This window comes from Leclercia sp. UBA5076, assembly GCF_002416465.1.
Lineage (GTDB): Bacteria > Pseudomonadota > Gammaproteobacteria > Enterobacterales > Enterobacteriaceae > Enterobacter.
On record NZ_DIAO01000003.1, the window covers coordinates 263503 to 287798 of the forward strand.

A 24296-nucleotide genomic window follows, 5' to 3' on the forward strand; every position below is an offset into this window, starting at 1 on the left:
ATAACGCTCTCTCTGCGCACCAGCGGCGCGACTGAAAAGTCTAACAGATATCACATTAAAATATTAAACTACTGATATATATCATTAATTTTAGGTAAATGTAAATTTATTGTTATCACTATCACAAAATATTCACTTTTGTTTGCCAAACAGACAGCGAGGGACTAAAAACTAATCATTAACATATTAATGAACTCAAAACCCGCGACCCGGGCCCGAGGAGAAAGTAATGAAAGGTACTGTTTTTGCGGTGGCACTCAATCACCGCAGCCAGGTCGACGCCTGGCGCGACGCGTTTAACCAGCCCCCGTACAACACGCCACCGAAAACCGCCGTCTGGTTTATCAAACCGCGCAACACTCTGATCCGCGCCGGCGATGCTATTCCGCATCCTGAAGGGGAACAGGTGCTGAGCGGCGCCACGGTGGCGCTGATTGTCGGCAAAACCGCGAGCAAAGTCAGCCCGGAAGAGGCCGCCGACTACATTGCCGGGTACGCGCTGGCAAACGAGGTGAGCCTGCCGGAAGAGAGCTTCTACCGCCCGGCAATCAAAGCCAAATGCCGGGATGGATTTTGCCCGCTGGGTGAACTCGCCGCCGTCGACAACGTGGATAACCTGACCATCATCACCGAGATCAACGGTCGCGAAGCAGACCACTGGAACACCGCCGATTTGCAGCGTAACGCCGCTGAACTGCTGAGCGCCCTGAGTGAGTTTGCAACGCTCAACCCCGGCGACGCGATTCTGCTCGGCACCCCGCACTCGCGCGTGCCGCTCCAGCCAGGCGACCGCGTGCGCATTCTGGCAGAAGGCTTTCCGGCGCTGGAAAACCCGGTTGTCGATGAACGCGACGTCGCCATCGCTCGGGGTGCAAATCCTCACCCCACGCTGTTTGCCCTCGGCCTGAACTACGCCGATCACGCCAGCGAGCTGGACTTTAAGCCCCCCACCGAGCCGCTGGTCTTTATCAAAGCGCCCAATACCTTTAACGGCGACAACCAGACCTCGGTGCGCCCGGACAACGTCGACTACATGCACTACGAAGCGGAGCTGGTGGTGGTGATCGGCAAAACCGCGCGTAAGGTCAGCGAAGCCGAGGCGATGGATTTTGTTGCCGGCTACACGGTCTGTAACGACTACGCCATCCGCGACTATCTCGAAAATTACTACCGCCCGAATCTGCGGGTCAAAAGCCGCGACGGGTTAACGCCCATTTCCCCTCACATCGTGCCGAAAGCGGCGATCCCTGACCCGCATAACCTCACCCTGCGCACTTTCGTCAACGGTGAATTACGTCAGGAAGGGACCACGGCGGATCTGATCTTCAGCATCCCGTTCCTGATTGCTTACTTAAGTGAATTTATGACCCTGCAACCGGGGGACATGATCGCCACCGGCACGCCGAAAGGGCTCGCCGACGTGCGCCCGGGAGATGAAGTGGTCGTGGAAGTGGAAGGCGTTGGCCGTCTGGTCAACCGGATTGTCAGCGAGGAGGCCAAATAATGAAAAAGATTAACCACTGGATAAACGGTAAAAACGTGGCGGGTAGCGACACCTTCCACACTACCAACCCGGCTACCGGCGAGGTGCTGGCGGAGGTGGCCTCCGGCGGCGCAGATGAGATCAACCAGGCCGTCGAAGCAGCTAAAGCGGCGTTCCCGAAATGGGCCAACCTGCCGATGAAAGAGCGCGCGCGCCTGATGCGTCGCCTGGGCGAGCTGATTGACCAGAACGTGCCGGAGATCGCCGCGATGGAGACCGCGGACACCGGTCTGCCGATCCACCAGACCAAAAACGTGCTGATCCCCCGCGCTTCGCACAACTTCGAGTTCTTCGCCGAAGTGTGCCAGCAGATGAACGGCAAGACCTATCCGGTCGACGACAAGATGCTGAACTACACCCTGGTGCAACCGGTGGGGGTCTGCGCCCTGGTCTCGCCATGGAACGTGCCCTTTATGACCGCCACCTGGAAGGTCGCTCCCTGCCTGGCGCTGGGTAACACCGCGGTGCTGAAGATGTCCGAGCTGTCGCCGCTCACCGCTGACCGCTTAGGCGAGCTGGCGCTGGAGGCGGGCATTCCGGCGGGGGTACTCAACGTGGTGCAGGGCTATGGCGCCACGGCAGGCGACGCGCTGGTGCGCCATCACGACGTGCGCGCCGTCTCCTTTACCGGCGGCACCGCCACCGGACGGCGCATCATGCAGAGCGCCGGGCTGAAAAAATACTCCATGGAGCTGGGGGGCAAATCGCCGGTGCTGGTGTTTGAAGATGCCGATATCGAACGCGCCCTGGATGCCGCCCTGTTCACCATCTTCTCCATCAACGGCGAACGCTGCACCGCGGGCTCGCGCATCTTCATCCAGCAGAGCATCTACCCGGAATTCGTCAAACGCTTCGCCGAGCGCGCCAACCGCCTGCGGGTGGGCGATCCGACCGATCCGAATACCCAGATCGGGGCCCTTATCAGCCAACAGCACTGGGAGAAAGTCTCCGGCTATATCCGCCTGGGCATTGAGGAGGGGGCGACCCTGCTGGCGGGCGGCCCGGATAAACCGGCGGATCTGCCTGCCCATCTGAAAGGCGGCAACTTCCTGCGCCCAACGGTGCTGGCGGATGTCGACAACCGCATGCGCGTGGCGCAGGAGGAGATCTTCGGCCCGGTGGCCTGCCTGCTGCCGTTTAAGGACGAAGCGGAAGGGCTGCGCCTGGCGAACGACGTGGAGTACGGCCTGGCGTCCTACATCTGGACCCAGGACGTCAGCAAGGTGCTGCGTCTGGCGCGCAATATCGAGGCGGGCATGGTGTTTGTGAATACCCAGAACGTGCGCGATCTGCGCCAGCCGTTTGGCGGCGTGAAGGCCTCCGGCACCGGACGCGAAGGCGGCGAGTACAGCTTTGAAGTCTTCGCCGAGATGAAAAACGTCTGTATCTCGATGGGCGACCATCCGATCCCGAAATGGGGGGTATGAAATGGGCAAGTTAGCGTTAGCAGCAAAAATCACCCACGTTCCGTCGATGTATCTCTCTGAGATCCCCGGTAAAAACTTTGGCTGCCGTCAGGGGGCCATCGACGGGCATAAAGAGATCGGCAGACGCTGCCGCGAGATGGGCGTCGATACCATTATCGTCTTCGACACCCACTGGCTGGTGAACAGCGCCTATCACATCAACTGTGCGGACCATTTTTCGGGCGTCTACACCAGCAATGAGCTGCCGCACTTTATCCGCGACATGACCTACGACTACGACGGCAACCCGGCGCTGGGCCAGCTGATTGCCGACGAGGCGGTGAAGCTTGGCGTGCGCGCCAAAGCGCACAACATTCCGAGCCTGAAGCTGGAGTACGGCACCCTGGTGCCGATGCGCTACATGAACGCCGACAAGCACTTCAAAGTGGTCTCCATCTCGGCCTTCTGCACGGTACATGACTTTGCCGACAGCCGCAGGCTGGGTGAGGCAATCCTGAGCGCCATCGAGAAATATGACGGCACCGTGGCGGTGCTTGCCAGCGGCTCGCTCTCACACCGCTTTATTGACGACCAGCGCGCCGAAGAGGGGATGAACAGCTACACCCGCGAGTTTGATCGCCAGATGGATGAGCGGGTGGTGAAGCTGTGGCGCGAAGGCCAGTTCAAAGAGTTTTGCAGCATGCTGCCGGAGTACGCCGACTACTGCTACGGGGAGGGCAATATGCACGACACGGTGATGCTGCTGGGCATGCTCGGCTGGGACAGATACGACGGCAAGGTGGAGTTTCTCACCGAGCTGTTCCCCAGCTCCGGCACCGGTCAGGTTAACGCCGTTTTCCCTCTGCCCGCGTAAGGAGCCACCATGCCGCATTTTATCGCTGAATGTACCGACAACATCCGCGAGCAGGCCGACCTGCCGGGCCTGTTCGCCAAAGTCAACGAGGCGCTGGCCGCCACCGGCATCTTCCCCCTCGGCGGGATCCGCAGCCGCGCCCACTGGCTGGATACCTGGCAGATGGCGGACGGTAAACAGGATTACGCCTTTGTGCATATGACGCTGAAGATTGGCGCGGGCCGCAGCCTTGAGAGCCGTCAGCAGGTGGGGGAGATGCTGTTTACGTTGATTAAAGACCACTTCGCCGGGCTGATGGACGCCCGCTATCTGGCGCTGTCGTTTGAGCTCGACGAGCTGCACCCGACGCTCAACTTCAAACAGAACAACGTACACGCGTTGTTTAAGTAGCGCGCCCTCATGCCCGGTGGCGCTGCGCTTACCGGGCCTACAACGACCCCGAACCGTAGGCCGGGTAAGCGTAGCGCCACCCGGCAATGCAATGCCACAGGATATCGCCATGCTCGACAAACAGACCCATACCCTGATTGCCCATCGCCTGCATCAGGCGGAACAGACCCGGGAGCAGATCCGTGCGATCTCGCTGGATTACCCGCAGATCACCATTGACGACGCCTACGCCGTCCAGCGCGAATGGGTAAGCCTGAAAATCGCCGAAGGCCGCACCCTGAAAGGCCACAAGATCGGCCTTACTTCGAAGGCGATGCAGGCCAGCTCGCAGATCAGCGAGCCAGATTACGGCGCCCTGCTGGACGATATGTTCTTCCATGACGGCAGCGATATCCCCACCGACCGCTTTATCGTCCCACGCATTGAGGTGGAGCTGGCCTTCGTGCTGGCGAAACCGCTGCGCGGCCCGAACTGCACGATCTTCGACGTCTACAACGCCACAGATTACGTCATCCCCGCGCTGGAGCTGATCGACGCCCGCTGCCACAACATTGACCCGGAAACCCAGCGCCCGCGCAAGGTGTTCGACACCATCTCCGATAACGCCGCCAACGCGGGCGTGATCCTCGGCGGCCGTCCGATTAAGCCCGACGAGCTGGATCTGCGCTGGATCTCCGCCCTGCTCTATCGCAACGGCGTGATCGAAGAGACCGGCGTCGCCGCGGGCGTGCTCAACCACCCGGCTAACGGCGTGGCGTGGCTGGCTAACAAACTTGCACCGTACGACGTGCAGCTTGAGCCGGGGCAGATCATCCTCGGCGGTTCGTTTACCCGTCCGGTCGCGGCCAGCAAAGGCGATACCTTCCACGTGGACTACGGCAACATGGGCTCCATCAGCTGCCGCTTTGTCTAGGAGATAACCATGCAAAACGCATTCAAAACGGCACTGCAAGCGGGCAAACCCCAGATCGGCTTATGGCTGGGGCTGACCAGCAGCTACAGCGCCGAACTGCTGGCGGGGGCTGGCTTCGACTGGCTACTGATCGACGCCGAGCACGCGCCGAACACCGTGCAGACCGTCTTAACCCAGCTGCAGGCCATTGCCCCTTATCCGAGCCAGCCGGTGGTACGCCCGTCGTGGAACGATCCGGTGCAGATCAAACAGCTGCTGGATGTGGGCGCGCAAACCCTGCTGGTGCCGATGGTACAAAACGCCGAAGAAGCTCGTCTGGCGGTCCGTTCCACGCGCTATCCGCCTGCGGGTATTCGCGGCGTGGGCAGCGCTCTGGCGCGGGCCTCACGCTGGAACCGCATCCCGGACTACCTGCACCAGGCCAACGACGCCATGTGCGTGCTGGTGCAAATCGAAACCCGCGAGGCGCTAAAAAACCTGCCGCAGATCCTGGATGTGGACGGCGTCGACGGGGTGTTTATCGGCCCGGCGGATCTGAGCGCCGACATGGGCTTTGCCGGTAATCCTCAGCACCCGGAAGTGCAGGCGGCCATTGAACAGGCGATCGCGCAGATCCGGGCGGCGGGCAAAGCGCCCGGCATCCTGATGGCGAATGAACAGCTGGCCCGTCGCTATCTCGAACTCGGGGCGTTGTTTGTCGCCGTCGGCGTCGACACCACCCTGCTCGCCCGCAGCGCCGAAGCGCTGGCAGCCCGCTTTATCGATAACCCGGTTACGTCAGTTAATAACAATAAATCCGTCTATTGAACGGACACTGTGGAGCGCAACATGACGACCTCTACCCTGCAAGATAATAAAGCCGTTGAACATCGCGTCATCAATAAGCTGTTCCGTCGTTTGATCGTGTTTCTCTTTATTCTCTTTGTCTTCTCGTTTCTCGATCGCATCAATATCGGCTTTGCCGGGCTGACGATGGGCAAAGATCTGGGCCTCACCTCCACCATGTTTGGCCTGGCCGCGACGCTCTTTTACGTCACCTACGTGCTGTGCGGGATCCCGAGCAATATCATGCTGGCGAAGATCGGCGCCCGGCGCTGGATCGCCGGGATCATGGTGGTGTGGGGGATCGCCTCCACCTGCACCATGTTCGCCACCAGCCCCGAAACCCTCTATGTCCTGCGCATGCTGGTGGGCATTGCCGAAGCCGGTTTCCTGCCGGGGATTTTGGTCTATCTCACCTGGTGGTTCCCGGCCTATCACCGCGCCCGCGCCAACGCGCTGTTTATGATCGCCATGCCGGTAACCATGATGCTCGGCTCGATCCTCTCCGGCTACATTCTGGCGATGGACGGCCTGTGGAACCTGAAGGGCTGGCAGTGGCTGTTCCTGCTGGAGGGGCTGCCTTCCGTGGTCCTCGGCGTGGTGACCTGGTTCTTTCTGAACGACACGCCGGATCAGGCGACCTGGCTGGACGACGAAGAGAAGCAGACCCTGAAAGCGATGATCGCCCGCGAGCAGGAGAATGCCGTTGCACACGCCGCCACGCCGCGCTCGACGCTGCGTGAAGTGCTGACTCCAGCAGTGCTGCTCTACACTCTGGCCTACTTCTGCCTGACCAATACGCTGAGCGCCATCAATATCTGGACGCCGCAGATCCTGCAAAGCTTTAATACCGGCAGCAGCAATATCGTGATTGGCCTGCTGGCGGCGATCCCGCAGTTTTGCACCATCCTCGGGATGATCTGGTGGAGCCGTCGCTCCGACAGGCTGAAAGAGCGAAAAAAGCACACCATCCTGCCGTATCTCTTCGCAGCGGCGGGATGGATGCTGGCCTCGGCCACCGATCACAGCCTGATCCAGCTGCTTGGCATCATCATGGCCTCAACCGGATCGTTTACCGCCATGGCGATATTCTGGACCACGCCGGATCAGGTTATTAGCCTGCAGTCCCGGGCGGTGGCGCTGGCGGTGATCAACGCTATCGGCAACGTCGGATCCGCCGTCAGCCCGCTGCTGATTGGCATCCTGCGCGATGCCACCGGCAGCTTCAGCTCCGGGCTGTGGTTCGTGGCCGGGCTGCTGGTCGTGGGTGCGCTGGTGCTGACGCGTATTCCGATGTCCCGGCAGGAGAGCCGTGCAAACGTGCCGGACATGGCGACGCAGAAGATCCACTGAGGAGCGGTTATGTGCCAGAGCCCGATTACCAATATCGACATCAGCAAAGAGTACGACGAGAGCCTGGGTACGGACGATGTGCATTACCAGTCCTTTGCGCGTATGGCGGCCTTTTTTGGCCGCGATATGCAGGCCCATCGCCACGACCGCTATTTTCAGATGCACTTTCTTGATACCGGGCAGATCGAGCTGCAGCTGGACGATCACCGCTACTCGGTGCAGGCCCCGCTGTTTGTCCTCACCCCGCCATCGGTGCCGCACGCCTTTTATACCGAATCAGACAGCGACGGACACGTACTGACGGTGCATGAAGATCTGATCTGGCCGCTGCTGGAAGTGCTCTACCCCGGCACCCGGGAGACCTTCGGGCTGCCGGGCATCTGCCTGTCGCTGGCGGATAAACCGGAGGAGCTGACGGCACTCAGCCACTACTGGCGGCTGATTGAGCGGGAGTCCACCAGCCAGCTTCCCGGACGGGAGCACACCCTGGCGCTGCTGGCGCAGGCGGTGTTTACCCTGCTGCTGCGCAACGCCCCGCTGGACGATCACGAGGCCTTCGGCATGCGCGGCGAACTGAAACTATTTCAGCGCTTTACTCAGCTGGTTGACGCGCACTTCCACCAGCACTGGACGGTGCCGGAATATGCCAGCGAACTGCACCTCACAGAATCGCGGCTGACCGACATCTGCCGCCGCTTCGCCAACCGACCGCCGAAACGGCTCATCTTTGACCGCCAGCTGCGCGAAGCCAGGCGGCTGCTGGTCTTCTCCGACAGCGCGGTGAATGAGATTGCCTGGCAGCTGGGCTTCAAAGATCCAGCCTATTTCGCGCGGTTTTTTAACCGCTTAGTGGGATGTTCACCAAGCCGATATCGGGCACAGAAGGTGCCGGTGTCGTGAATTTCCCCGGTGGCGCTGCGCTTACCGGGGCTACGGATTGTAGGCCGGGTAAGCGTTAGCGCCACCCGGCAAAACCCATCCCGATCACAATTCTCACACCTGTCTGAAAAGTACCCGTCGTTGACCCATTCGTCCCTTCACGACCCGCCTCTCTCACGCTTCAATTAAACAACAAAAACAACACATAAATTTAACAACCATCTTCCGATACGAGGTCCCTATGAAACCTGAAGATTTCCGCGCAAGCACCCAGCGTCCGTTAACCGGCGAAGAGTATCTGAAAAGCCTGCAGGATGGCCGTGAGATCTACATCTATGGCGAGCGCGTGAAAGATGTAACCACCCATCCGGCGTTTCGCAATGCGGCGGCCTCGGTCGCGCAGCTCTACGATGCGCTGCACAAACCTGACATGCAGGACACGCTCTGCTGGAACACCGATACCGGCAGCGGCGGATACACCCATAAGTTTTTCCGCGTGGCGAAAAGTGCCAGCGACCTGCGCCAGCAGCGCGACGCCATTGCCGAGTGGTCGCGTCTGAGCTACGGCTGGATGGGACGCACCCCGGACTATAAAGCCGCCTTCGGCTGCGCGCTGGGGGCGAACCCGGCGTTTTATGGTCAGTTCGAACAGAACGCCCGCAACTGGTACACCCGTATTCAGGAAACCGGCCTCTACTTTAACCACGCCATCGTCAACCCACCGATCGATCGCCACAAACCGGCTGACGAAGTGAAAGATGTCTACATCAAGCTGGAGAAAGAGACCGACGCCGGGATCATCGTCAGCGGCGCGAAGGTGGTTGCCACCAACTCAGCGCTGACCCACTACAACATGATCGGTTTTGGCTCGGCCCAGGTAATGGGGGATAACCCCGACTTTGCCCTGATGTTTGTCGCCCCGATGGATGCCGAAGGGGTGAAGCTGATCTCCCGCGCGTCATACGAACTGGTGGCAGGCGCGACCGGCTCCCCTTACGACTACCCGCTCACCAGCCGTTTCGACGAGAACGATGCGATCCTGGTGATGGATAATGTGCTGATCCCGTGGGAAAACGTGCTCATCTATCGCGACTTTGACCGCTGCCGTCGCTGGACCATGGAAGGCGGTTTCGCCCGCATGTATCCGCTGCAGGCGTGTGTACGTCTGGCAGTGAAGCTCGACTTCATCACCGGGTTGCTGAAAAAGTCGCTTGAATGTACCGGCACCGCCGAGTTCCGCGGCGTGCAGGCCGACCTCGGGGAAGTGGTGGCCTGGCGCAACATGTTCTGGGCGCTGAGCGACTCCATGTGCTCGGAAGCCACACCGTGGGTGAATGGCGCGTACCTGCCGGACCACGCGGCGCTGCAAACCTACCGCGTGATGGCGCCGATGGCCTACGCGAAGATCAAAAATATCATCGAGCGTAACGTCACCAGCGGCCTGATCTACCTGCCGTCCAGCGCCCGCGACCTGAACAACCCGCAGATCGACAAATACCTGGCGAAATATGTGCGCGGCTCCAACGGCATGGACCACGTAGAGCGCATCAAGATTTTAAAACTGATGTGGGATGCCATCGGCAGCGAGTTTGGCGGTCGCCATGAGCTGTACGAGATCAACTACTCCGGTAGCCAGGATGAAATCCGCCTGCAGTGCCTGCGCCAGGCGCAGACCTCCGGCAACATGGACAAGATGATGGCGATGGTCGACCGCTGCCTGTCTGAATATGACCAGAACGGCTGGACGGTTCCGCACCTGCACAACAACACCGATATCAACCTGCTGGACAAGCTGCTGAAATAGGGCAGCGGGAGCTCAAGATGCAACATGATGAACAACGCCTGCGTTTTCGCGACGCGATGGCCAGCCTCTCTGCGGCGGTCAATGTCATTACCACCGATGGCGAAGCCGGACGCTGCGGCATCACCGCTACCGCCGTCTGCTCGGTAACGGATACGCCCCCCTCGGTGATGGTCTGCCTGAATGCCAGCAGCGCCATGAACCCGGTTTTCCAGGGTAACGGCAAGCTGTGCATCAACGTACTCAATCACGAACAGGAGCTGATGGCGCGCCATTTTGCCGGCATGACCGGCATGAGCATGGAGGAGCGGTTCACCCTCTCCTGCTGGCAAAAAGGTGTGCTGGCCCAGCCGGTATTAAAAGAGGCGCTGGCAAGCCTGGAAGGTGAGATCAGCCAGGTACAGGCCATCGGCACCCATCTGGTCTACCTGGTGGAGATTAAGAATATCCACCTGAGCCAGGAGGGACACGGCCTGATTTACTTTAAGCGCAGATTTCATCCGGTGTTAATTGAACAAGAAATGACCGTTTAATCCCCTTCGCCAGCCGAACTACCGGCTGGCGCTTATTTGTTTCTATTCTCTGAAATATGAAACAATCACTGCCAGAAACTAATGCTGAATATAAGTTTTGGATCAACCCACCAGAGTTAATAGGCTTTCAGACTTTTCCCCTTTTTCCGGGCAAAATTCTTAAATTTGAAATGACACAAACTGCAAACTTATGTAATCTTCGCCACATAAAAACACTTTCATGAATAATAAAAAACGATTTAATTGTTTACTGAATAGTTTTTTTATGGCAACGCCCTAAAGCAAATCGCACACATTTTAACCGGAATTGTCTGTTTCCGTGCGGTAGCCTACCCTTTTTTTGGATTTTCTTACTTAACACCTGCGTTTTTGTTGCTCCTGCACCTGCAAGATTTCTCAACTGCTTCGCTATTAAAATCAGTTGAATACCATCAAAGTTTTATTTCACATTCCAGTTATTGCATTGTTGGAAAATATTGATCTATGAAGAACGCAACTCGCCTTCTGGTGATTTCGCTCGCCCTCATGTTGAGCGGCTGTGCATATTCCCCGAAGCAGGTTGAAGCATCCCGACCGCTTGTGAATCAGACTGCTTCTACCGACCTCCAGGCTATGGCAGCCAATCTGCAACAACCTCTGAACACCCTGCCGCAGGGCGCCGCGCTCAGCGCCAATGGCAATACCTATATTCTGGGCCAGCGTTATGTCTCCGCCCTGGGGCTGGAATGCATAGAACTGCTGCGTAATCGCAACTACAACCAGTCGCAGCACGGTGTGACCTGTAAGAACGGTGATACCTGGTATCTGGTACCGCAGCTGGAACAGGCTTCCGCCAGTAACCTGCTTGCCGTGCAATAATTTTGAAGAGAAATGTTGTGAAGATAACGAATTTTCGGCAATTGAGTGCCGTCCTGTTACTGGCCTGCGTCTCCTGCGCCTCTTTCGCCGCCCCCACCCAGCAAGAAGCCCAGGCATTTGGGATGAACACCCCGGCAGACAACGGCGATGGCCGACTGCAGCTTGGCGGCGAGCAAGCGATGAGCGGCCAGGCAAACACCTCCTCCACCACCGGGACTTTCGCACAGCAAAACCGCCAGGGCATGTTACTGCCGGGCGAGTCCGATGTGCGTAAATTACTGCCGCAGTCCGAGTCCGGCCTCCCCCCTCCATACGGTGCCAACCTGTTTGCCGGTGGTTATGAAACCGAGCGCAGCGACGGCTTAAACGATAATTACCTGATCGCCCCCGGCGATAAGCTGAATATCTGGATCTGGGGCGCAGTCAATTTTTCCAACGTCGTGACCGTCGATAATCAGGGCAATATTTTTATTCCCGATGTCGGGCCGATTAATGTCAAGAATGTGGCGGCCAGTAAGGTTAATAACCTGGTTACCAGCCATATCAGCGAAGTTTTCACCAATAACGTTAATGTTTACGTTAATTTACTTACCGCGACGCCGGTCAGTGTATATGTCACCGGACCCGTCATTCGTCCGGGACAATATGCCGGACAATCTTCCGACAGCGTTTTATATTTCCTGAAACGCGCTGGCGGCATCGACTCCGACCGCGGAAGCTATCGTCATATTAAAGTATTGCGCCAGAACCGCGTGATCCAGCAGATCGACCTGTATGAGTTTATGCAGCAAGGCAAAATGCCGAAGCTGTCCCTCAAAGATCAGGATGTGATTCTGGTTGAACCCCAGGGCCCGATGATCAACGTGGCGGGTAAAGTGCGTAACCCGTTCCGCTTCGAGCTGAAGAACAGCACCGCGCTCGGCTCAGAGCTGATCGACTACGCCCTGCCCCTCGCCAAGGTGAGCCACGTGGGCGTGATTGGCGATCGCGCCAGTGGCCCGTTCTCGGTCTATATGCCGTATAAAGATTTCGACCGCATTCAGCTGAGCGACGGCGATAAAGTGCTGTTCAACGACGACATGCATGCGCAGGTGTACGATGTGCAGGTGATGGGCAGCTATCGCGGGCCATCCTACTTCACCGTGCGTAAAGAGACCCGTCTGCACGATCTGCTGAACCACATCCCGATTGACCCGAACATGGCGGATTACGGCTCGATCTACATCATGCGTAAGAGCGTGGCCGCGCGGCAGAAAGAGATGCTGGAAGACTCCCTCAACCGTCTGGAGCGCAGCGTCTTTACCGCGCCTGCCAGCTCTGACGGCGAAGCCTCCATTCGCACCAAAGAGGCCGAACTGGTGATGCGCTTTGTGGAAAAAGCCCGCAAAATCCAGCCGCTGGGTAAAGTGGTGGTGTCCGATAAGGGCGTGATCGCCAACATCCTGCTGGAACAGGGCGACCAGATTGTGATCCCGAACAAAACCGACCTGATTCAGGTGGGTGGCGAAGTGATGATGCCGCAGGCGGTGGTCTACAACAAAAACGCCAGTCTGGAAGACTACGTAGCCTGGGCGGGCGGCTATACCGACCGTGCGAACGACAAGCGCATTGCCGTGGTGCATGCCAACGGGCTGATGGAGTTTAAAGACGGCGGTGATGTGATGCCGGGCGATCAGATTCTGGTCATGCCGAAAGTGGACAGCAAAATGATGCAGTCCATCAAGGACATCACCCAGGTCATCTATCAGGTTGCCGTGGCGGCCAACGTGGTCCTGAACTAACCCTCAATGCGGGCTCGCCCCCTCGCGGGCCCGTTCTGTGATATCGGCCTTCTTATGCTTAAACCTGTTCTCAACCAGACGCCCCGCAGCTCGTTCCAGGTGCTGAGGGATGTGACGTTTGGCCTGCTTATTCGTGAACTGAAAACGAGATTTGGCAGTTACCGGCTGGGATATGCCTGGGCGCTGCTGGATCCGCTGTTGATGATTGGTGCTTTTAGTTTGATTTTTGGCATGCGCGGGCATAGCGGATTTGGTGGAGCTCCGGCACCATTGTTTATTACTGCAAGTTATCTGCCTTTCCTCTTTTTCAGGAATGTGGTCAGCAAACTGCAATCTGCCGTTAATGCGAACAAGGGCTTGTTTTGCTACAGACAAGTTACCCCCTTCGCGACCTTTGTTTCCCGTTTTATCCTCGAAACAGTTATTGGCATGGTTGTGGGCTGCGTACTGGTACTAGGATTGCTGTGGTTTGGTTTTGATGCCATCCCCAGCGACCCTTTAGAGGTCGTTCTTATCTATTTTATGTTAATGATCTTTTCGTTTTCGCTGGGCATTATTTTTTGTGTACTGGGTAATTTATTCAAAGAAGCTGATAAGTTCCTTAGCCTGCTGATGATGCCCTTGATGTTTATCTCCTGCGTGATGTACCCCCTCGCGACCATACCCTCAAATTATCAACACTGGTTTTTGTGGAACCCGCTGGTTCATGCCGTTGAGCTAATCCGAAGCAGCTGGATCTCCGGCTATGCCAGCCCGAATGTAAGCGGGATGTATTTTTCGGCTGTGACGTTGGTACTGCTGACGTTCGCAATGAGCTGTTACCGCCTGAGTCATCGTCGCTTGATTGCCAGCTAAAGTAGAATAAGCATGATCATTCTGGAAAACGTCTCGAAGTATTACCCCACCAAATTTGGTCGCAACTACGTTCTGCGTGACGTGAGCATCACGTTACCCCGCGACCGCAATATCGGTATCTTAGGCGTCAACGGAGCAGGAAAATCTACTCTGTTGCGTCTGCTGGGCGGGATGGATATGCCCAGTAAGGGAAAACTGACACGTCACTGTCGTGTATCTTGGCCTCTGGCGCTAAACGGAGGTTTTCAGGGCAGCATGACCGGGCGTGAAAATACCCGTTTTGTCTGCCGGATTCATGGCGTTCGCGATACGCTGGCTATCGAAGAGTGGGTAAAAGAGTTCTCGGAAATTGGTCAACATTTTGAACTGCCGATTAAAGGCTACTCCAGTGGAATGAGATCAAAATTTTCCTTTGCTGTCAGTATGGCCTTTGACTTTGATATCTACCTGACCGACGAAATTATGTCAGTGGGCGACGCCCGCTTTAAACAAAAATGTATTGATGTTTTTAACCAAAAACGCGAGACCGCCAGTTTGATCATGGTCTCGCACGATATGAAAAACTTACGCCAACAATGCGATATGGGTATTTTGCTGCGCAACAGCACCCTTGAGTTGTTCGACGATATCGAAGATGCCATCCGTATTTATCAGAAACTATAACAAGCCCAAAAATCATGATTCAGCCAACCCGCTCTAACAAATCCTCCGGTTTGATGCGCAAGCTAAATAAATTAAAGACCAAACCCAAACATTTCATTGTTGACTCCAGCGGTTTCAAGCTTGCCCACCGCTCATGGAAAAAGAGCCTTAAACTCGGCAGTTTTTTATGGGTAGTAGTATGTTTTGCTATTGCTGCGCTTTATTTCTGCGTCATTGTTTCGGATCGCTATGTCAGCCGGGCAGAGCTGGTAGTTAAGCAGGCCGACCAGATCAAAATGTTGCCCGATGCTCTGTCGATGCTGGGAATTGGTGGCAGTAATCATGAAGACATACTGATCATTCAGGATTACCTTAAATCCCCCGATCTGCTCGACAAACTGGATAAAGAGCTGGGTTTGAAAGCCCATTATCAAAGTTCTAAAGTCGATTACTTTTCCCGCCTACCTGATAATGTCAGTCGGGAAGAGTTTATTAAATATTATCGTCAGCACCTGTCATTACATCTGGATGAGTTATCTGGCGTGCTGACGATTGAGCTACAGGCATTTGATCCTGCCTATGGGCAGCGCGTTGTTGCATTGATGCTCCAGGAATCTGACCGATTTATTAATAAACTGGGGCATCAGGTAGCGTTGGAACAGCTGGCCTTCGTCGAGAAAGAAGTCGATCGCGCCTATCAGCGTGTGCAGACTGAGAAAGCTAAAGTCCTCGATTTCCAGAATAGCCATCACCTTATCAGCCCGGAGTCGACCAGCAGTGCACGTCTTGGTGTAGTAAGTCAGATTGAAGCTCAACTGGCACAACAACAGGCCCAGTTAAAACAGCTGCAAAGCTATATGAAAGAAACCGCCCCAGCTGTTGTTTCCGTGCAGGCCAGGGTTGATGCCTTAACGCAGCAACTGGCTCAGGAGCAATCCAGACTTACCGGTGCTGATAAAGATGCGATGAACGAAGTGACGGCTCGCTATATGGATGTGCAAACCCAAGCGACCCTGGCGGCAGATCTGTATAAAACCGGACTGATTAGTCTGGAACAAGCTCGCGTGGAGGCGTACCGCAAACTTAAGCACCTGCTGGTTATCAGCCAGCCAACGCTGGCAGAAGACGCAGAGTATCCACGTCGTCTCTACAACCTTCTGACCACAGGGGTTCTACTCTGCTTGCTATATGGTCTGATTGTGATGGGTATTGCGACTCTGCGTGAGCATCAGGACTGATTATGTCGAACAACCTTTAAGTTCTACATCGCATCCCTACATAAAAGTATTTTGTAATATAAACTTTAGAAAAAATTAAAAGGGGAGGTGATAAATCATCATAAAACCACATACCCTTTTTTCAACATTAGGATTCAAAGAGCAAAGCAAATAATATAGCAGAAATCATTTAACCATTAAAGGATATTCAACGCATAAGGATATTATAACTTGCATGATAATTATAGCTGATTTTATAAATTAATAATTACATAAAATTAGCAAATACAATAGACATCATATATGAATTACTATTCCATTAAAATCAACTTGCATATTAGCGAACATACATAGATATCTAATAACATTATTTAAGAATGAGGAAATCTGGTGAACATATATATATATGGCTCTTCAGAGACTGAATTAGAGCAGCACGGCGATTATACAATACAATTTTCTACTGCCAAGGAATTATCATCACAAATTAAGTTAGCACTAGAGTGTGATATATTTATATGGCAATATGATTATCCATGGAATGACAACGACATTAATAAAAATGTCAGCCTCAGTAAATTCGATAGCTGGAATCAAAATCAACAAAATTTTTTATCAACGATAAAAAAAGCAAAAAGAAATTTCATTGCTTTCAATAAAAGCGTCATCACCCTCCCTGCAGTAATTGACTATATTACAAAGCCAGAACAAACTTTAAAAATTCAAGCCGAGAGCAATTCCAAAAAGAATGAAATTCTTAATGTATATTTAGGAATGTTATTCTTATGGGGCAAGAAATATTGGCATACATTAGAGTGTATGGATAATATCTCTCTGCGACCAATTGGTTACAAACCGCTCAAAAAGAGCACATTTACATCAGCGCCTGATGAAAAATTATTATTAGCAGTAAATTTTTTATTAAGTTTAGAGAGTAACAAAAATAAAATCATATCATTAGAAGAGAGCATTAATCTAAGATTCAATGAAATTGCTTCTCTTACATTAATGTTACACGAAAGTCAAAAGCAACAGGAAACTGAAGTATCAAAAAATAACAAACTTAATAAAATCATAACAACCAATAATACTAAGCTCAAACAGGATATCCAGGTACTAGAAGAACAAAATAAAAATTTAGAAAATCTTAAAAAGGAAGTTGACTCAAAAACCATTACCAACAACAAATATCAGAAAAAAATTAGTGAATTAAATTCAGAACTGATTGAAACTAAAAACTCGCTTAGTTGCAGATTTAATGAACTCGCAGTGATCACTGGTATGCTTGAGAAAGCAAACAGAAATATATCTAAACTTCAAGAAAAACTTATTGCTGCCAATGAGAAACATGAAAAAATAAAAAATAGTTTTTCATGGAAAGCTACAGCTCCTATACGCGCTTTAAGCCATCCAGTTAAAACCAAAAAACAAAAAAATACTAAAAAACTAAACGAGACCATTCAATTAATTAGAGAGTCGATTTATTTTGATTCTGAATGGTATCTATCACAGAATCCAGATGTTAAAAATTCAGGAATAGACCCCGCCAGACACTATTTATTATTTGGTGGATTTGAAAATAGAAATCCATCAACAAAATTCTCTAATGAGATATACTTCGAACTTCATCCTGACGTAAAGGAAAAAGGCATTAATCCGTTAGAGCATTACATTATTTTTGGTATTAAAGAAAACCGAAGAACTAGTTATTAATGGGCGAGACAATGATTCATTCAAATTTATTAAACGAAGTAGCTTCCATCGGTTTAGTTGATCCACTCTGGTACGCCAAAGAATATCCTGATGTAGTTAAAACTGGTATTGATCCTGTTGAGCACTATATTAAATATGGTTTCTATCTTAAAAGAAAACCTTCATCGACATTTAACATCGATAATTATAAAGAAATAACAAATTTAACAGAACTGTGTAAAATTGTAGCCAATAACAATCTTAAAAAGAATCTCATAAAAATTAATAACATCCCACAGTTAAAGAATACTACCAGCTGCCGAGGTTATTTTGATTCTCTTTCGACCACGGAATTACGCGGTTGGGCTATAGATGAGATGCATCCGGGAAAACCTGTATCTATTGATATTTACGTTGATAGTAATTTCCTTATGCAAATCAAAACGGATAAAAGCCGAGGCGATCTTATCAGGAAAGGGCTTCCCGGACAATGCGCTGGATTCGTACTGTCATTCCAGGAGGGTATTTTAAAAAATGGCTCTGTCATTGATTTAAAGTTTTCCGGGACTAATATATCCCTAAACAAAAGCAATAGAATATATAAAAGTGAGTTTCGCAAAAACATTTATAACTCGCGATACATAGACTTTTTGAATTCTCGACAGATAAGAGATGTTACCGTTATAGTTCCTATTTACAATGCTTATGAAGCGGTCAAAGATTGTTTAAATTCGCTAGTCAAAACATTAAGTCGCGACGTGCAAGTATTGATGATTGATGATTGCAGCCCTGATAAAAAAATATCAGAATTGCTTCATGAATTTAATAAAGAATATGGTTTCACCCATGTTACCAATCCTGTTAACCTTGGTTATACAAAAACAGTAAATAAAGCAATACAATTGAGTAATGATAATGATGTTGTATTACTTAATAGTGATACTGTGACAACACACCGCTGGTTAGATTCATTAAAATACGTTGCATATACTAGAAATCAAGTAGCAACCGTCACCGCTCTTTCCGATAATTCTGGTGCATTTTCCGTACCAGAGATTGGTAAATACAATGAGATAAAAACGGGTTTAACTCAGGAAGAGCATGCTCGTCTAGTCACACAAAATACTTTTGGCAATCATATTACTGTTCCAACAGGAAATGGTTTTTGCTTTTATATCAGAAGGGACTTCCTGCATGAATTTGGCCTGTTTGATGAAGAAAAGTACCCAATAGGCTATGGGGAAGAAAATGATTTATGCATGAGAGCATTTCGCGCAGGATGGAGTAATCTCATTTGTGATAAATCCTTTGTATATCATAAAAGAAGCCAGAGTTTTAAAGACGATAAAATTAAACTTATGGAAGCTGGAGCCAAACAATTACGCTCTGACTATCCAGAATATAAAAAATTAACAACAAGATTCCATGATGTTGAATTCCAGCTTTTACGCTCGAATATAAGAGCTGCGCTGGCAAAAGATAACGTGGTTTTGCCACGAGCTTTATTTGTTATATCTACAACCACAGGCGGAACTCCACAAACCAACCTGGATTTAATGCGTGCAATTTCAGACAAATATAGCTGCTTCTTATTAAGATGCGATAAGTCAACTATTTACCTCTCTAAACTGGTAAGTGGGGAGTTACAAACCCTCGAGGAAACTCACTTAGGCGTTTCTATTAATGCCTTAGAACATCGCTCTGAAGAATACGATATCATCGTCGCCGAAATATTATTCAAATACAAAATAGAGTTACTACATATAAGACATATAGCCTGGCATAGTTTGAATCTTCCATACATCGCAAAATCGATGAATATACCCGTTATTTATTCTATGCATGACTTTTACTCTATTTGCCCAACAGTTACTTTAAGCAACGAATCTGGTAAGTATTGTGCTGGGACATGTAATAACAAAAGTAAAGATTGTAAAATCGCACTATGGGAAGAGGACGACATAATTAATTTAAAGAATAATTACATTCATAGATGGCGCGACCAATTTAACGATTTCTTATCATATTGCGATATTGTAATCACGACAGACAATTCAGCAAAAAAACAAATCTGTAAAATATTTCCACAACTTGAGGAGAAATTCGCGGTTATACCGCATGGAAGAGACTTCCCTTTGATGTACCCTGGCGAAGCACTTGATACCCGTCCTGAGAAAATAAAAGTAATTGTACCGGGCAATATTTCTATCGCCAAAGGTGCTTTACTTATCAAAAAAATGATTGAAGAAGATAAGCAAAATTTATTTGAATTCCATTTTTTAGGTAAGGTTGCTTCAGAATTAAATGGACTAGGTATTTATCACGGAACTTATACTCGTGATGATGTTATTGAAAAAATAAAATCAATAAAACCACATATCGGTATAGTTCTTTCTTTATGGCCAGAAACCTTCTGCCATACGCTTACTGAAATGTGGGCCGCCGGTACCCCTGTTGTTGGTATAGATTTGGGCGCTGTGGGTAATAGAATAAGACAAACCGGAGCGGGTTGGCTTGTCAGCAGCGACATTACTTCTCATGAATGTAAAGCATTAATAATAAATGCTGTTACTAATAAAAATATCTATAATGAAAAAATTAAAAAATTAAATACATGGCAAGATAGTATTGGTATAACCAACACTACAAAATGGATGAGTGAACAGTATGTATCTTTGTATAAAAAGTTACATGTCGCTTGAGTAAAAACATTATGAATTTACTACTTTACTGTTTGTAAAATAATTAGTGACATAATGGGCGGCAGTTAATAATCTCATCGATTCATTTTACGTCATCAAAATATATCGCATCACTATAAGCGCACTTAAATATCAAAAAAATGCGTTATCATGAGGAATCATGCTAGCGTATGTGTAACTTGCTGACGATCTATAGTGCCAAAAAATCGCTTATAGAATTTATTACGCTCAGATACAGAAAAACTTTATGAATTTATAAAGTAAATCATGCTAAATGGCGTATAACACTCTAAAAACATATCGAAAATTTTCACGACACTTATTAAAATCTTAAAAGGTTGTTTAATGGTTAATAACGTCGACTCTCAATCTGGCATTGAAGTGATTCTTGCGAAAGATATTGGGTGCAATGTAATCACTATCCATAATGATGGTTTCAAGAATAAAAAACCAAATATTTTCAATGAAAATATTATTCCTGAAAAAATAAGACGGGCGATGTCAACCGGATGGGATTCTACCGATATTTTAGGCCGTGACATTAGAATTATCGAATTGCATGATGTTATTGTAGGAGAACAAGGACTGGTTCTCGACTCAAATTTTAGAGTTATTAAGGAAACTATAACACAACACTCTGCTGTTGAAATTGAAGGATTTATAAAAAAGGCTAAGAGTTTAACTGATATTGAATATATACAGGGTAAATTTCTAAATCTTCGAAAAAGGGGAGAGCAAAACTACGGACATTGGTTGATTGAGTGCCTCCCAAAGATCAGTTTTCTTACTTATCTAGATGAAGATTTTGGAGTGCTTGTACCTGATGTAAGTAGTCAAATGAACCTTGTCATTGACACAAGTTTGAGGTTATCAGGTGCTTCTTCAGACTTAATGATAATGAAAATGGGTAAAAATGATATCAAACGCTTCCAAACGCTTGTAATCATTGATGGTTTAACTAATCACGGTACCTATATGGCTCCGCAAGCAGTACAATTTAATAATAGGTTAAGAGACAGTGTCCAAGGCGCGGGCTTGCAAAAAGTTCAACTATTAAGAGACTCACCTCATAGACGTATTAGTAACGTTGATCATCTTACATCAGTTTTAAAGGATTTTGGCTTCACCGCCATTACTCCCGGAAAACTTAATTTTGATGAACAAATATCAGCCCTCAAAGATGCCGACTCTGTGATTGGAGTAATGGGCGCAGAAATGACAAATATTGTTTATGCCAATGAAGGTGCAAAAATATTAAACATCGCACCAGCATCAATGCCGGATACTTTCTTCCATTTTATTTCAGTCCATAAAACTCACTTATATAACGAATTTAGATGTGAAACTGAAAGCCAAGATCAAAATAGAAATAGCTCAATGCATGTCGATATAGATAATATATGTGAAATTGTGAGAAATTTATCTTTCTAATAGTTTGCAACGCTGCTTTCGATAAAATGGGCGCGGACACATAGACTAGAACAAGCCTACGCTGCATTGTAGTTGATGGGAAATCACCCATATTCAAATAAAGATAATCACTATGATTCAAAATTCTTATTAATTAATAATCCGTACGCAGCATGCAACAACAAAGACTCTATAAATAAAATACAAGTAGAAAATTTAAAACATATAGAAACAAATGTTAAGCAAACGAAATTTAAGATATTTAGTTTATTATACACTTTATATTCCAAATATCCTGCCCATTTACTATGTTAAAAGAACCATCGATACATTCATTATCGATGGTTTAAATTTAACCAGTGTCTTTTACAGAGCCGAATAATAATGAGCTTGATCGATAGTTATCATTACTTGGCTTTAAATGCGATAGCTTAATGAGTATTCCTATGCAAATAACTATAACTGGAACTGGTTATGTCGGCCTTTCAAATGCCGTATTATTATCCCAGCATCATCAAGTGATTGCACTTGATGTAGTACCCGAAAAAGTCGAAAAGATTAACCAATGCCAATCCCCCATAGCCGATAAAGAACTTGAAGACTACTTAGCCAACAAGCCTCTTAATCTGCGGGCCACGCTGGATAAAGTCGAAGCCTACCAAGACGCCGAGTTTGTCATTATCGCCACGCCGACTGATTACGATCCTAAGACGAATTACTTCAATACCAGTACCGTCGAAGCCGTCATTCGCGATGTGATCAGCATTAACCCGCATGCGATTATGGTCATCAAGTCCACCATCCCGGTGGGCTTTACCGAACGCATGCGCCAGGAGTTTGGCACCGAGAACCTGATCTTCTCCCCGGAATTCCTGCGCGAAGGGCGTGCGCTTTATGACAACCTGTATCCATCACGTATTGTCGTGGGTGAGTGCAGCGAACGTGCGCAACGTTTTGCCGATCTGCTGAAAGAAGGTGCCATTAAGCAGGATGTGCAGGTGCTGTTAACCGGCAGTACCGAAGCCGAGGCGATCAAGCTGTTTGCCAATACCTATCTCGCCATGCGCGTTGCCTATTTCAACGAGCTGGATACCTACGCTCAGTCGCATGGGTTAGACAGCCGTCAGATTATCGAAGGTATTGGTCTGGACCCGCGTATTGGCACGCACTATAACAATCCTTCGTTTGGCTATGGCGGTTACTGTCTGCCTAAAGACACCAAACAGCTGTTAGCCAACTATCAGGAGGTGCCAAACAACCTGATTCGCGCTATCGTCGATGCGAATACCACCCGTAAGGATTTTATTGCCGACAGCGTGATTGCCCGCAAGCCTAAGGTAGTAGGTATCCACCGTCTGGTGATGAAGGCCGGTTCCGATAACTTCCGCTCCTCCGCTATCCAGGGGATCATGAAGCGGATTAAAGCCAAAGGGATCGAAGTCGTCGTCTTTGAGCCAACCATCAAAGAGGATAGCTTCTTTCATTCCCGGGTCATTCGTGACCTCGGTGAATTTAAAGCCATCAGTGATGTGATTCTTTGCAACCGGATGGCTCGCGAGCTAGCTGATGTCACTGACAAAGTTTATACCCGTGATCTTTTTGGCTCAGATTGAAATGCCCTGAAAAAGAGGGGATATTCCCCTCTTTATTAGCAATGCGTACAGTTAATACTGTCACACATTTTTTAATTGAGAATTCATTTTGAAATTATTTGTCGCCGCAATTATTAAAAACGAAATGGATGCCCTGCTTGAGTGGATTGCATACCACAGGGTCGTAGGGGTTAGCGGATTTATTATTGCGGATAATGGCAGTAATGATGGTTCGCGTGCTTTTCTTGATGGGCTGGAAAAACTGGGCATCGTAAGCGTGCTGGATTTTCCTGATGTCGAGGGGCAAAAGCCGCAGTTACCCGCTTACGAACGTATTTTACGCACTTGCAGCACAGATATCGATTTACTGGCCTTTATTGATGCCGACGAATTCCTGGTACCACTCGATCCTGAACAAAGCATTGCCGCCAGTCTGGACAAATGGTTTAGCGATCCCTCCGTCAGTGCTGTCGCCCTGAACTGGTCGAACTTTGGCTCAAACGGGGAATTGTTTGCTGAAGAGGGTTTAGTGACCGAACGCTTCACCCAGCGTGCCCCTCAGCAGTTTAATGCCAATAAGAATTTTAAGAGCATCGTCAGGCCTAACAGCGCGATTCACTTTAACAATCCTCATCACGCCGAACTGCGCTATGGCCGCTATATCGATACGCTGGGCAACGATCTGGTCTTACATCCAAAACATGGCAGCGGCGTCAGCGAGGAAGTCATCTGGGGAGAGATGCGGGTTAACCACTATGTGGTTAAGTCTCTGGAAGAGTTCCTGCTCGGTAAGCATCTGCGTGGCAGCGCCGCCACGGCCAGGCGCGTCAAACACAAAGCCTACTTCAAAGCCCACGATCGCAACGACGAGACCTGTCTGCTGGCAGCGGCTCTGGCTCCGAAAGTCAAAGCCGAAATGGCAGCAATACAGGCGCAGCTGGATGCCTTGCCCGCAGAAGAGAGTCCACAGAAAAGCGACTCCTGGCTGGCGACCCGCGTTAAAAAGTTAATCGGCTAATCTACGTTTTTATTT

The 24296-nt window shown here is 50.0% G+C and carries 20 protein-coding genes; all 20 read left to right on the top strand.

All coding sequences use genetic code 11. The features are described 5' to 3' along the window. The first annotated feature begins 229 nt into the window (after nt 1-229). The 20 genes from hpaG to B3X29_RS03025 all read left to right on the top strand — a co-directional run bounded on the left by hpaG (nt 230) and on the right by B3X29_RS03025 (nt 24281). Complete coding sequence (hpaG, locus tag B3X29_RS02930) at nt 230-1504, top strand: 4-hydroxyphenylacetate degradation bifunctional isomerase/decarboxylase (protein ID WP_290503529.1); 1275 nt, start codon at nt 230-232, stop codon at nt 1502-1504. Continuing rightward, nucleotides 1504-2970, top strand: coding sequence for a 5-carboxymethyl-2-hydroxymuconate semialdehyde dehydrogenase (gene hpaE / locus B3X29_RS02935; RefSeq protein ID WP_290503530.1), 1467 nt, complete (start codon nt 1504-1506; stop codon nt 2968-2970). Before hpaG ends, hpaE begins: the two co-directional genes overlap by 1 nt. 1 nt (nt 2971) lies before the next feature. Then, nucleotides 2972-3823 carry a 3,4-dihydroxyphenylacetate 2,3-dioxygenase gene (gene hpaD / locus B3X29_RS02940; RefSeq protein WP_290503531.1) on the top strand — a complete coding sequence of 284 codons (852 nt, stop codon included), beginning with the start codon at nt 2972-2974 and terminating at the stop codon, nt 3821-3823. A 9-nt stretch (nt 3824-3832) separates the two neighbouring features. Continuing rightward, on the top strand, nt 3833-4213 hold the full coding sequence (locus tag B3X29_RS02945) for a 5-carboxymethyl-2-hydroxymuconate Delta-isomerase (RefSeq protein WP_290503532.1): 381 nt from the start codon (nt 3833-3835) through the stop codon (nt 4211-4213). A gap of 109 nt (nt 4214-4322) precedes the next feature. Then, nucleotides 4323-5126, top strand: coding sequence for a 2-oxo-hept-4-ene-1,7-dioate hydratase (gene hpaH / locus B3X29_RS02950; RefSeq protein ID WP_290503934.1), 804 nt, complete (start codon nt 4323-4325; stop codon nt 5124-5126). A 9-nt stretch (nt 5127-5135) separates the two neighbouring features. Further along, a complete protein-coding gene (hpaI, locus tag B3X29_RS02955) occupies nt 5136-5933 on the top strand; it encodes a 4-hydroxy-2-oxoheptanedioate aldolase (RefSeq protein ID WP_290503533.1) in 798 nt (265 codons plus the stop codon). Nucleotides 5934-5954: 21 nt separating this feature from the next. Next, the gene (gene hpaX / locus B3X29_RS02960) at nt 5955-7301 is read left to right on the top strand and encodes a 4-hydroxyphenylacetate permease (protein WP_290503534.1); all 1347 of its coding nucleotides are present in this window, start codon (nt 5955-5957) and stop codon (nt 7299-7301) included. A 9-nt stretch (nt 7302-7310) separates the two neighbouring features. After that, on the top strand, nt 7311-8201 hold the full coding sequence (gene hpaA, locus B3X29_RS02965; RefSeq protein WP_290503535.1) for a 4-hydroxyphenylacetate catabolism regulatory protein HpaA: 891 nt from the start codon (nt 7311-7313) through the stop codon (nt 8199-8201). A gap of 220 nt (nt 8202-8421) precedes the next feature. Next, complete coding sequence (gene hpaB, locus B3X29_RS02970; RefSeq protein WP_039030502.1) at nt 8422-9984, top strand: 4-hydroxyphenylacetate 3-monooxygenase, oxygenase component; 1563 nt, start codon at nt 8422-8424, stop codon at nt 9982-9984. A 17-nt stretch (nt 9985-10001) separates the two neighbouring features. Then, nucleotides 10002-10514, top strand: a complete 513-nt coding sequence (locus B3X29_RS02975; RefSeq protein ID WP_103178136.1) for a 4-hydroxyphenylacetate 3-monooxygenase reductase subunit — start codon at nt 10002-10004, stop codon at nt 10512-10514. A 483-nt stretch (nt 10515-10997) separates the two neighbouring features. After that, on the top strand, nt 10998-11372 hold the full coding sequence (locus B3X29_RS02980) for a hypothetical protein (RefSeq protein WP_032180729.1): 375 nt from the start codon (nt 10998-11000) through the stop codon (nt 11370-11372). Nucleotides 11373-11389: 17 nt separating this feature from the next. After that, the gene (locus tag B3X29_RS02985; RefSeq protein ID WP_016240555.1) at nt 11390-13153 is read left to right on the top strand and encodes a polysaccharide biosynthesis/export family protein; all 1764 of its coding nucleotides are present in this window, start codon (nt 11390-11392) and stop codon (nt 13151-13153) included. A gap of 111 nt (nt 13154-13264) precedes the next feature. Beyond that, complete coding sequence (locus tag B3X29_RS02990) at nt 13265-14008, top strand: ABC transporter permease (RefSeq protein ID WP_249577082.1); 744 nt, start codon at nt 13265-13267, stop codon at nt 14006-14008. 12 nt (nt 14009-14020) lie between these two features. Beyond that, complete coding sequence (locus B3X29_RS02995) at nt 14021-14671, top strand: ABC transporter ATP-binding protein (RefSeq protein ID WP_047721809.1); 651 nt, start codon at nt 14021-14023, stop codon at nt 14669-14671. Between the two features lie 14 nt (nt 14672-14685). Beyond that, complete coding sequence (locus tag B3X29_RS03000; RefSeq protein ID WP_094337631.1) at nt 14686-15888, top strand: sugar transporter; 1203 nt, start codon at nt 14686-14688, stop codon at nt 15886-15888. A 369-nt stretch (nt 15889-16257) separates the two neighbouring features. Next, entirely contained in the window at nt 16258-17580 is a 1323-nt protein-coding gene (locus B3X29_RS03005) for a hypothetical protein (protein WP_290503536.1), read from the top strand. Then, entirely contained in the window at nt 17580-20261 is a 2682-nt protein-coding gene (locus B3X29_RS03010; RefSeq protein ID WP_191249275.1) for a glycosyltransferase, read from the top strand. The genes B3X29_RS03005 and B3X29_RS03010 overlap by 1 nt, the downstream gene beginning before the upstream one ends. A gap of 345 nt (nt 20262-20606) precedes the next feature. Next, a complete protein-coding gene (locus B3X29_RS03015; RefSeq protein ID WP_290503537.1) occupies nt 20607-21692 on the top strand; it encodes a glycosyltransferase family 61 protein in 1086 nt (361 codons plus the stop codon). 425 nt (nt 21693-22117) lie between these two features. Next, entirely contained in the window at nt 22118-23284 is a 1167-nt protein-coding gene (locus tag B3X29_RS03020) for a nucleotide sugar dehydrogenase (RefSeq protein WP_191249291.1), read from the top strand. An 88-nt stretch (nt 23285-23372) separates the two neighbouring features. Then, complete coding sequence (locus B3X29_RS03025; protein ID WP_290503538.1) at nt 23373-24281, top strand: glycosyltransferase family 2 protein; 909 nt, start codon at nt 23373-23375, stop codon at nt 24279-24281. Nucleotides 24282-24296: the final 15 nt, after the last annotated feature.

Coding starts and splice junctions, on each gene's coding strand:
- hpaG (WP_290503529.1), top strand. CDS start 230: ATGAAAGGTACTGTTTTTGCGGTGGCACTCAATCACCGCAGCCAGGTC.
- hpaE (WP_290503530.1), top strand. CDS start 1,504: ATGAAAAAGATTAACCACTGGATAAACGGTAAAAACGTGGCGGGTAGC.
- hpaD (WP_290503531.1), top strand. CDS start 2,972: ATGGGCAAGTTAGCGTTAGCAGCAAAAATCACCCACGTTCCGTCGATG.
- B3X29_RS02945 (WP_290503532.1), top strand. CDS start 3,833: ATGCCGCATTTTATCGCTGAATGTACCGACAACATCCGCGAGCAGGCC.
- hpaH (WP_290503934.1), top strand. CDS start 4,323: ATGCTCGACAAACAGACCCATACCCTGATTGCCCATCGCCTGCATCAG.
- hpaI (WP_290503533.1), top strand. CDS start 5,136: ATGCAAAACGCATTCAAAACGGCACTGCAAGCGGGCAAACCCCAGATC.
- hpaX (WP_290503534.1), top strand. CDS start 5,955: ATGACGACCTCTACCCTGCAAGATAATAAAGCCGTTGAACATCGCGTC.
- hpaA (WP_290503535.1), top strand. CDS start 7,311: ATGTGCCAGAGCCCGATTACCAATATCGACATCAGCAAAGAGTACGAC.
- hpaB (WP_039030502.1), top strand. CDS start 8,422: ATGAAACCTGAAGATTTCCGCGCAAGCACCCAGCGTCCGTTAACCGGC.
- B3X29_RS02975 (WP_103178136.1), top strand. CDS start 10,002: ATGCAACATGATGAACAACGCCTGCGTTTTCGCGACGCGATGGCCAGC.
- B3X29_RS02980 (WP_032180729.1), top strand. CDS start 10,998: ATGAAGAACGCAACTCGCCTTCTGGTGATTTCGCTCGCCCTCATGTTG.
- B3X29_RS02995 (WP_047721809.1), top strand. CDS start 14,021: ATGATCATTCTGGAAAACGTCTCGAAGTATTACCCCACCAAATTTGGT.
- B3X29_RS03000 (WP_094337631.1), top strand. CDS start 14,686: ATGATTCAGCCAACCCGCTCTAACAAATCCTCCGGTTTGATGCGCAAG.
- B3X29_RS03010 (WP_191249275.1), top strand. CDS start 17,580: ATGGGCGAGACAATGATTCATTCAAATTTATTAAACGAAGTAGCTTCC.
- B3X29_RS03015 (WP_290503537.1), top strand. CDS start 20,607: ATGGTTAATAACGTCGACTCTCAATCTGGCATTGAAGTGATTCTTGCG.
- B3X29_RS03020 (WP_191249291.1), top strand. CDS start 22,118: ATGCAAATAACTATAACTGGAACTGGTTATGTCGGCCTTTCAAATGCC.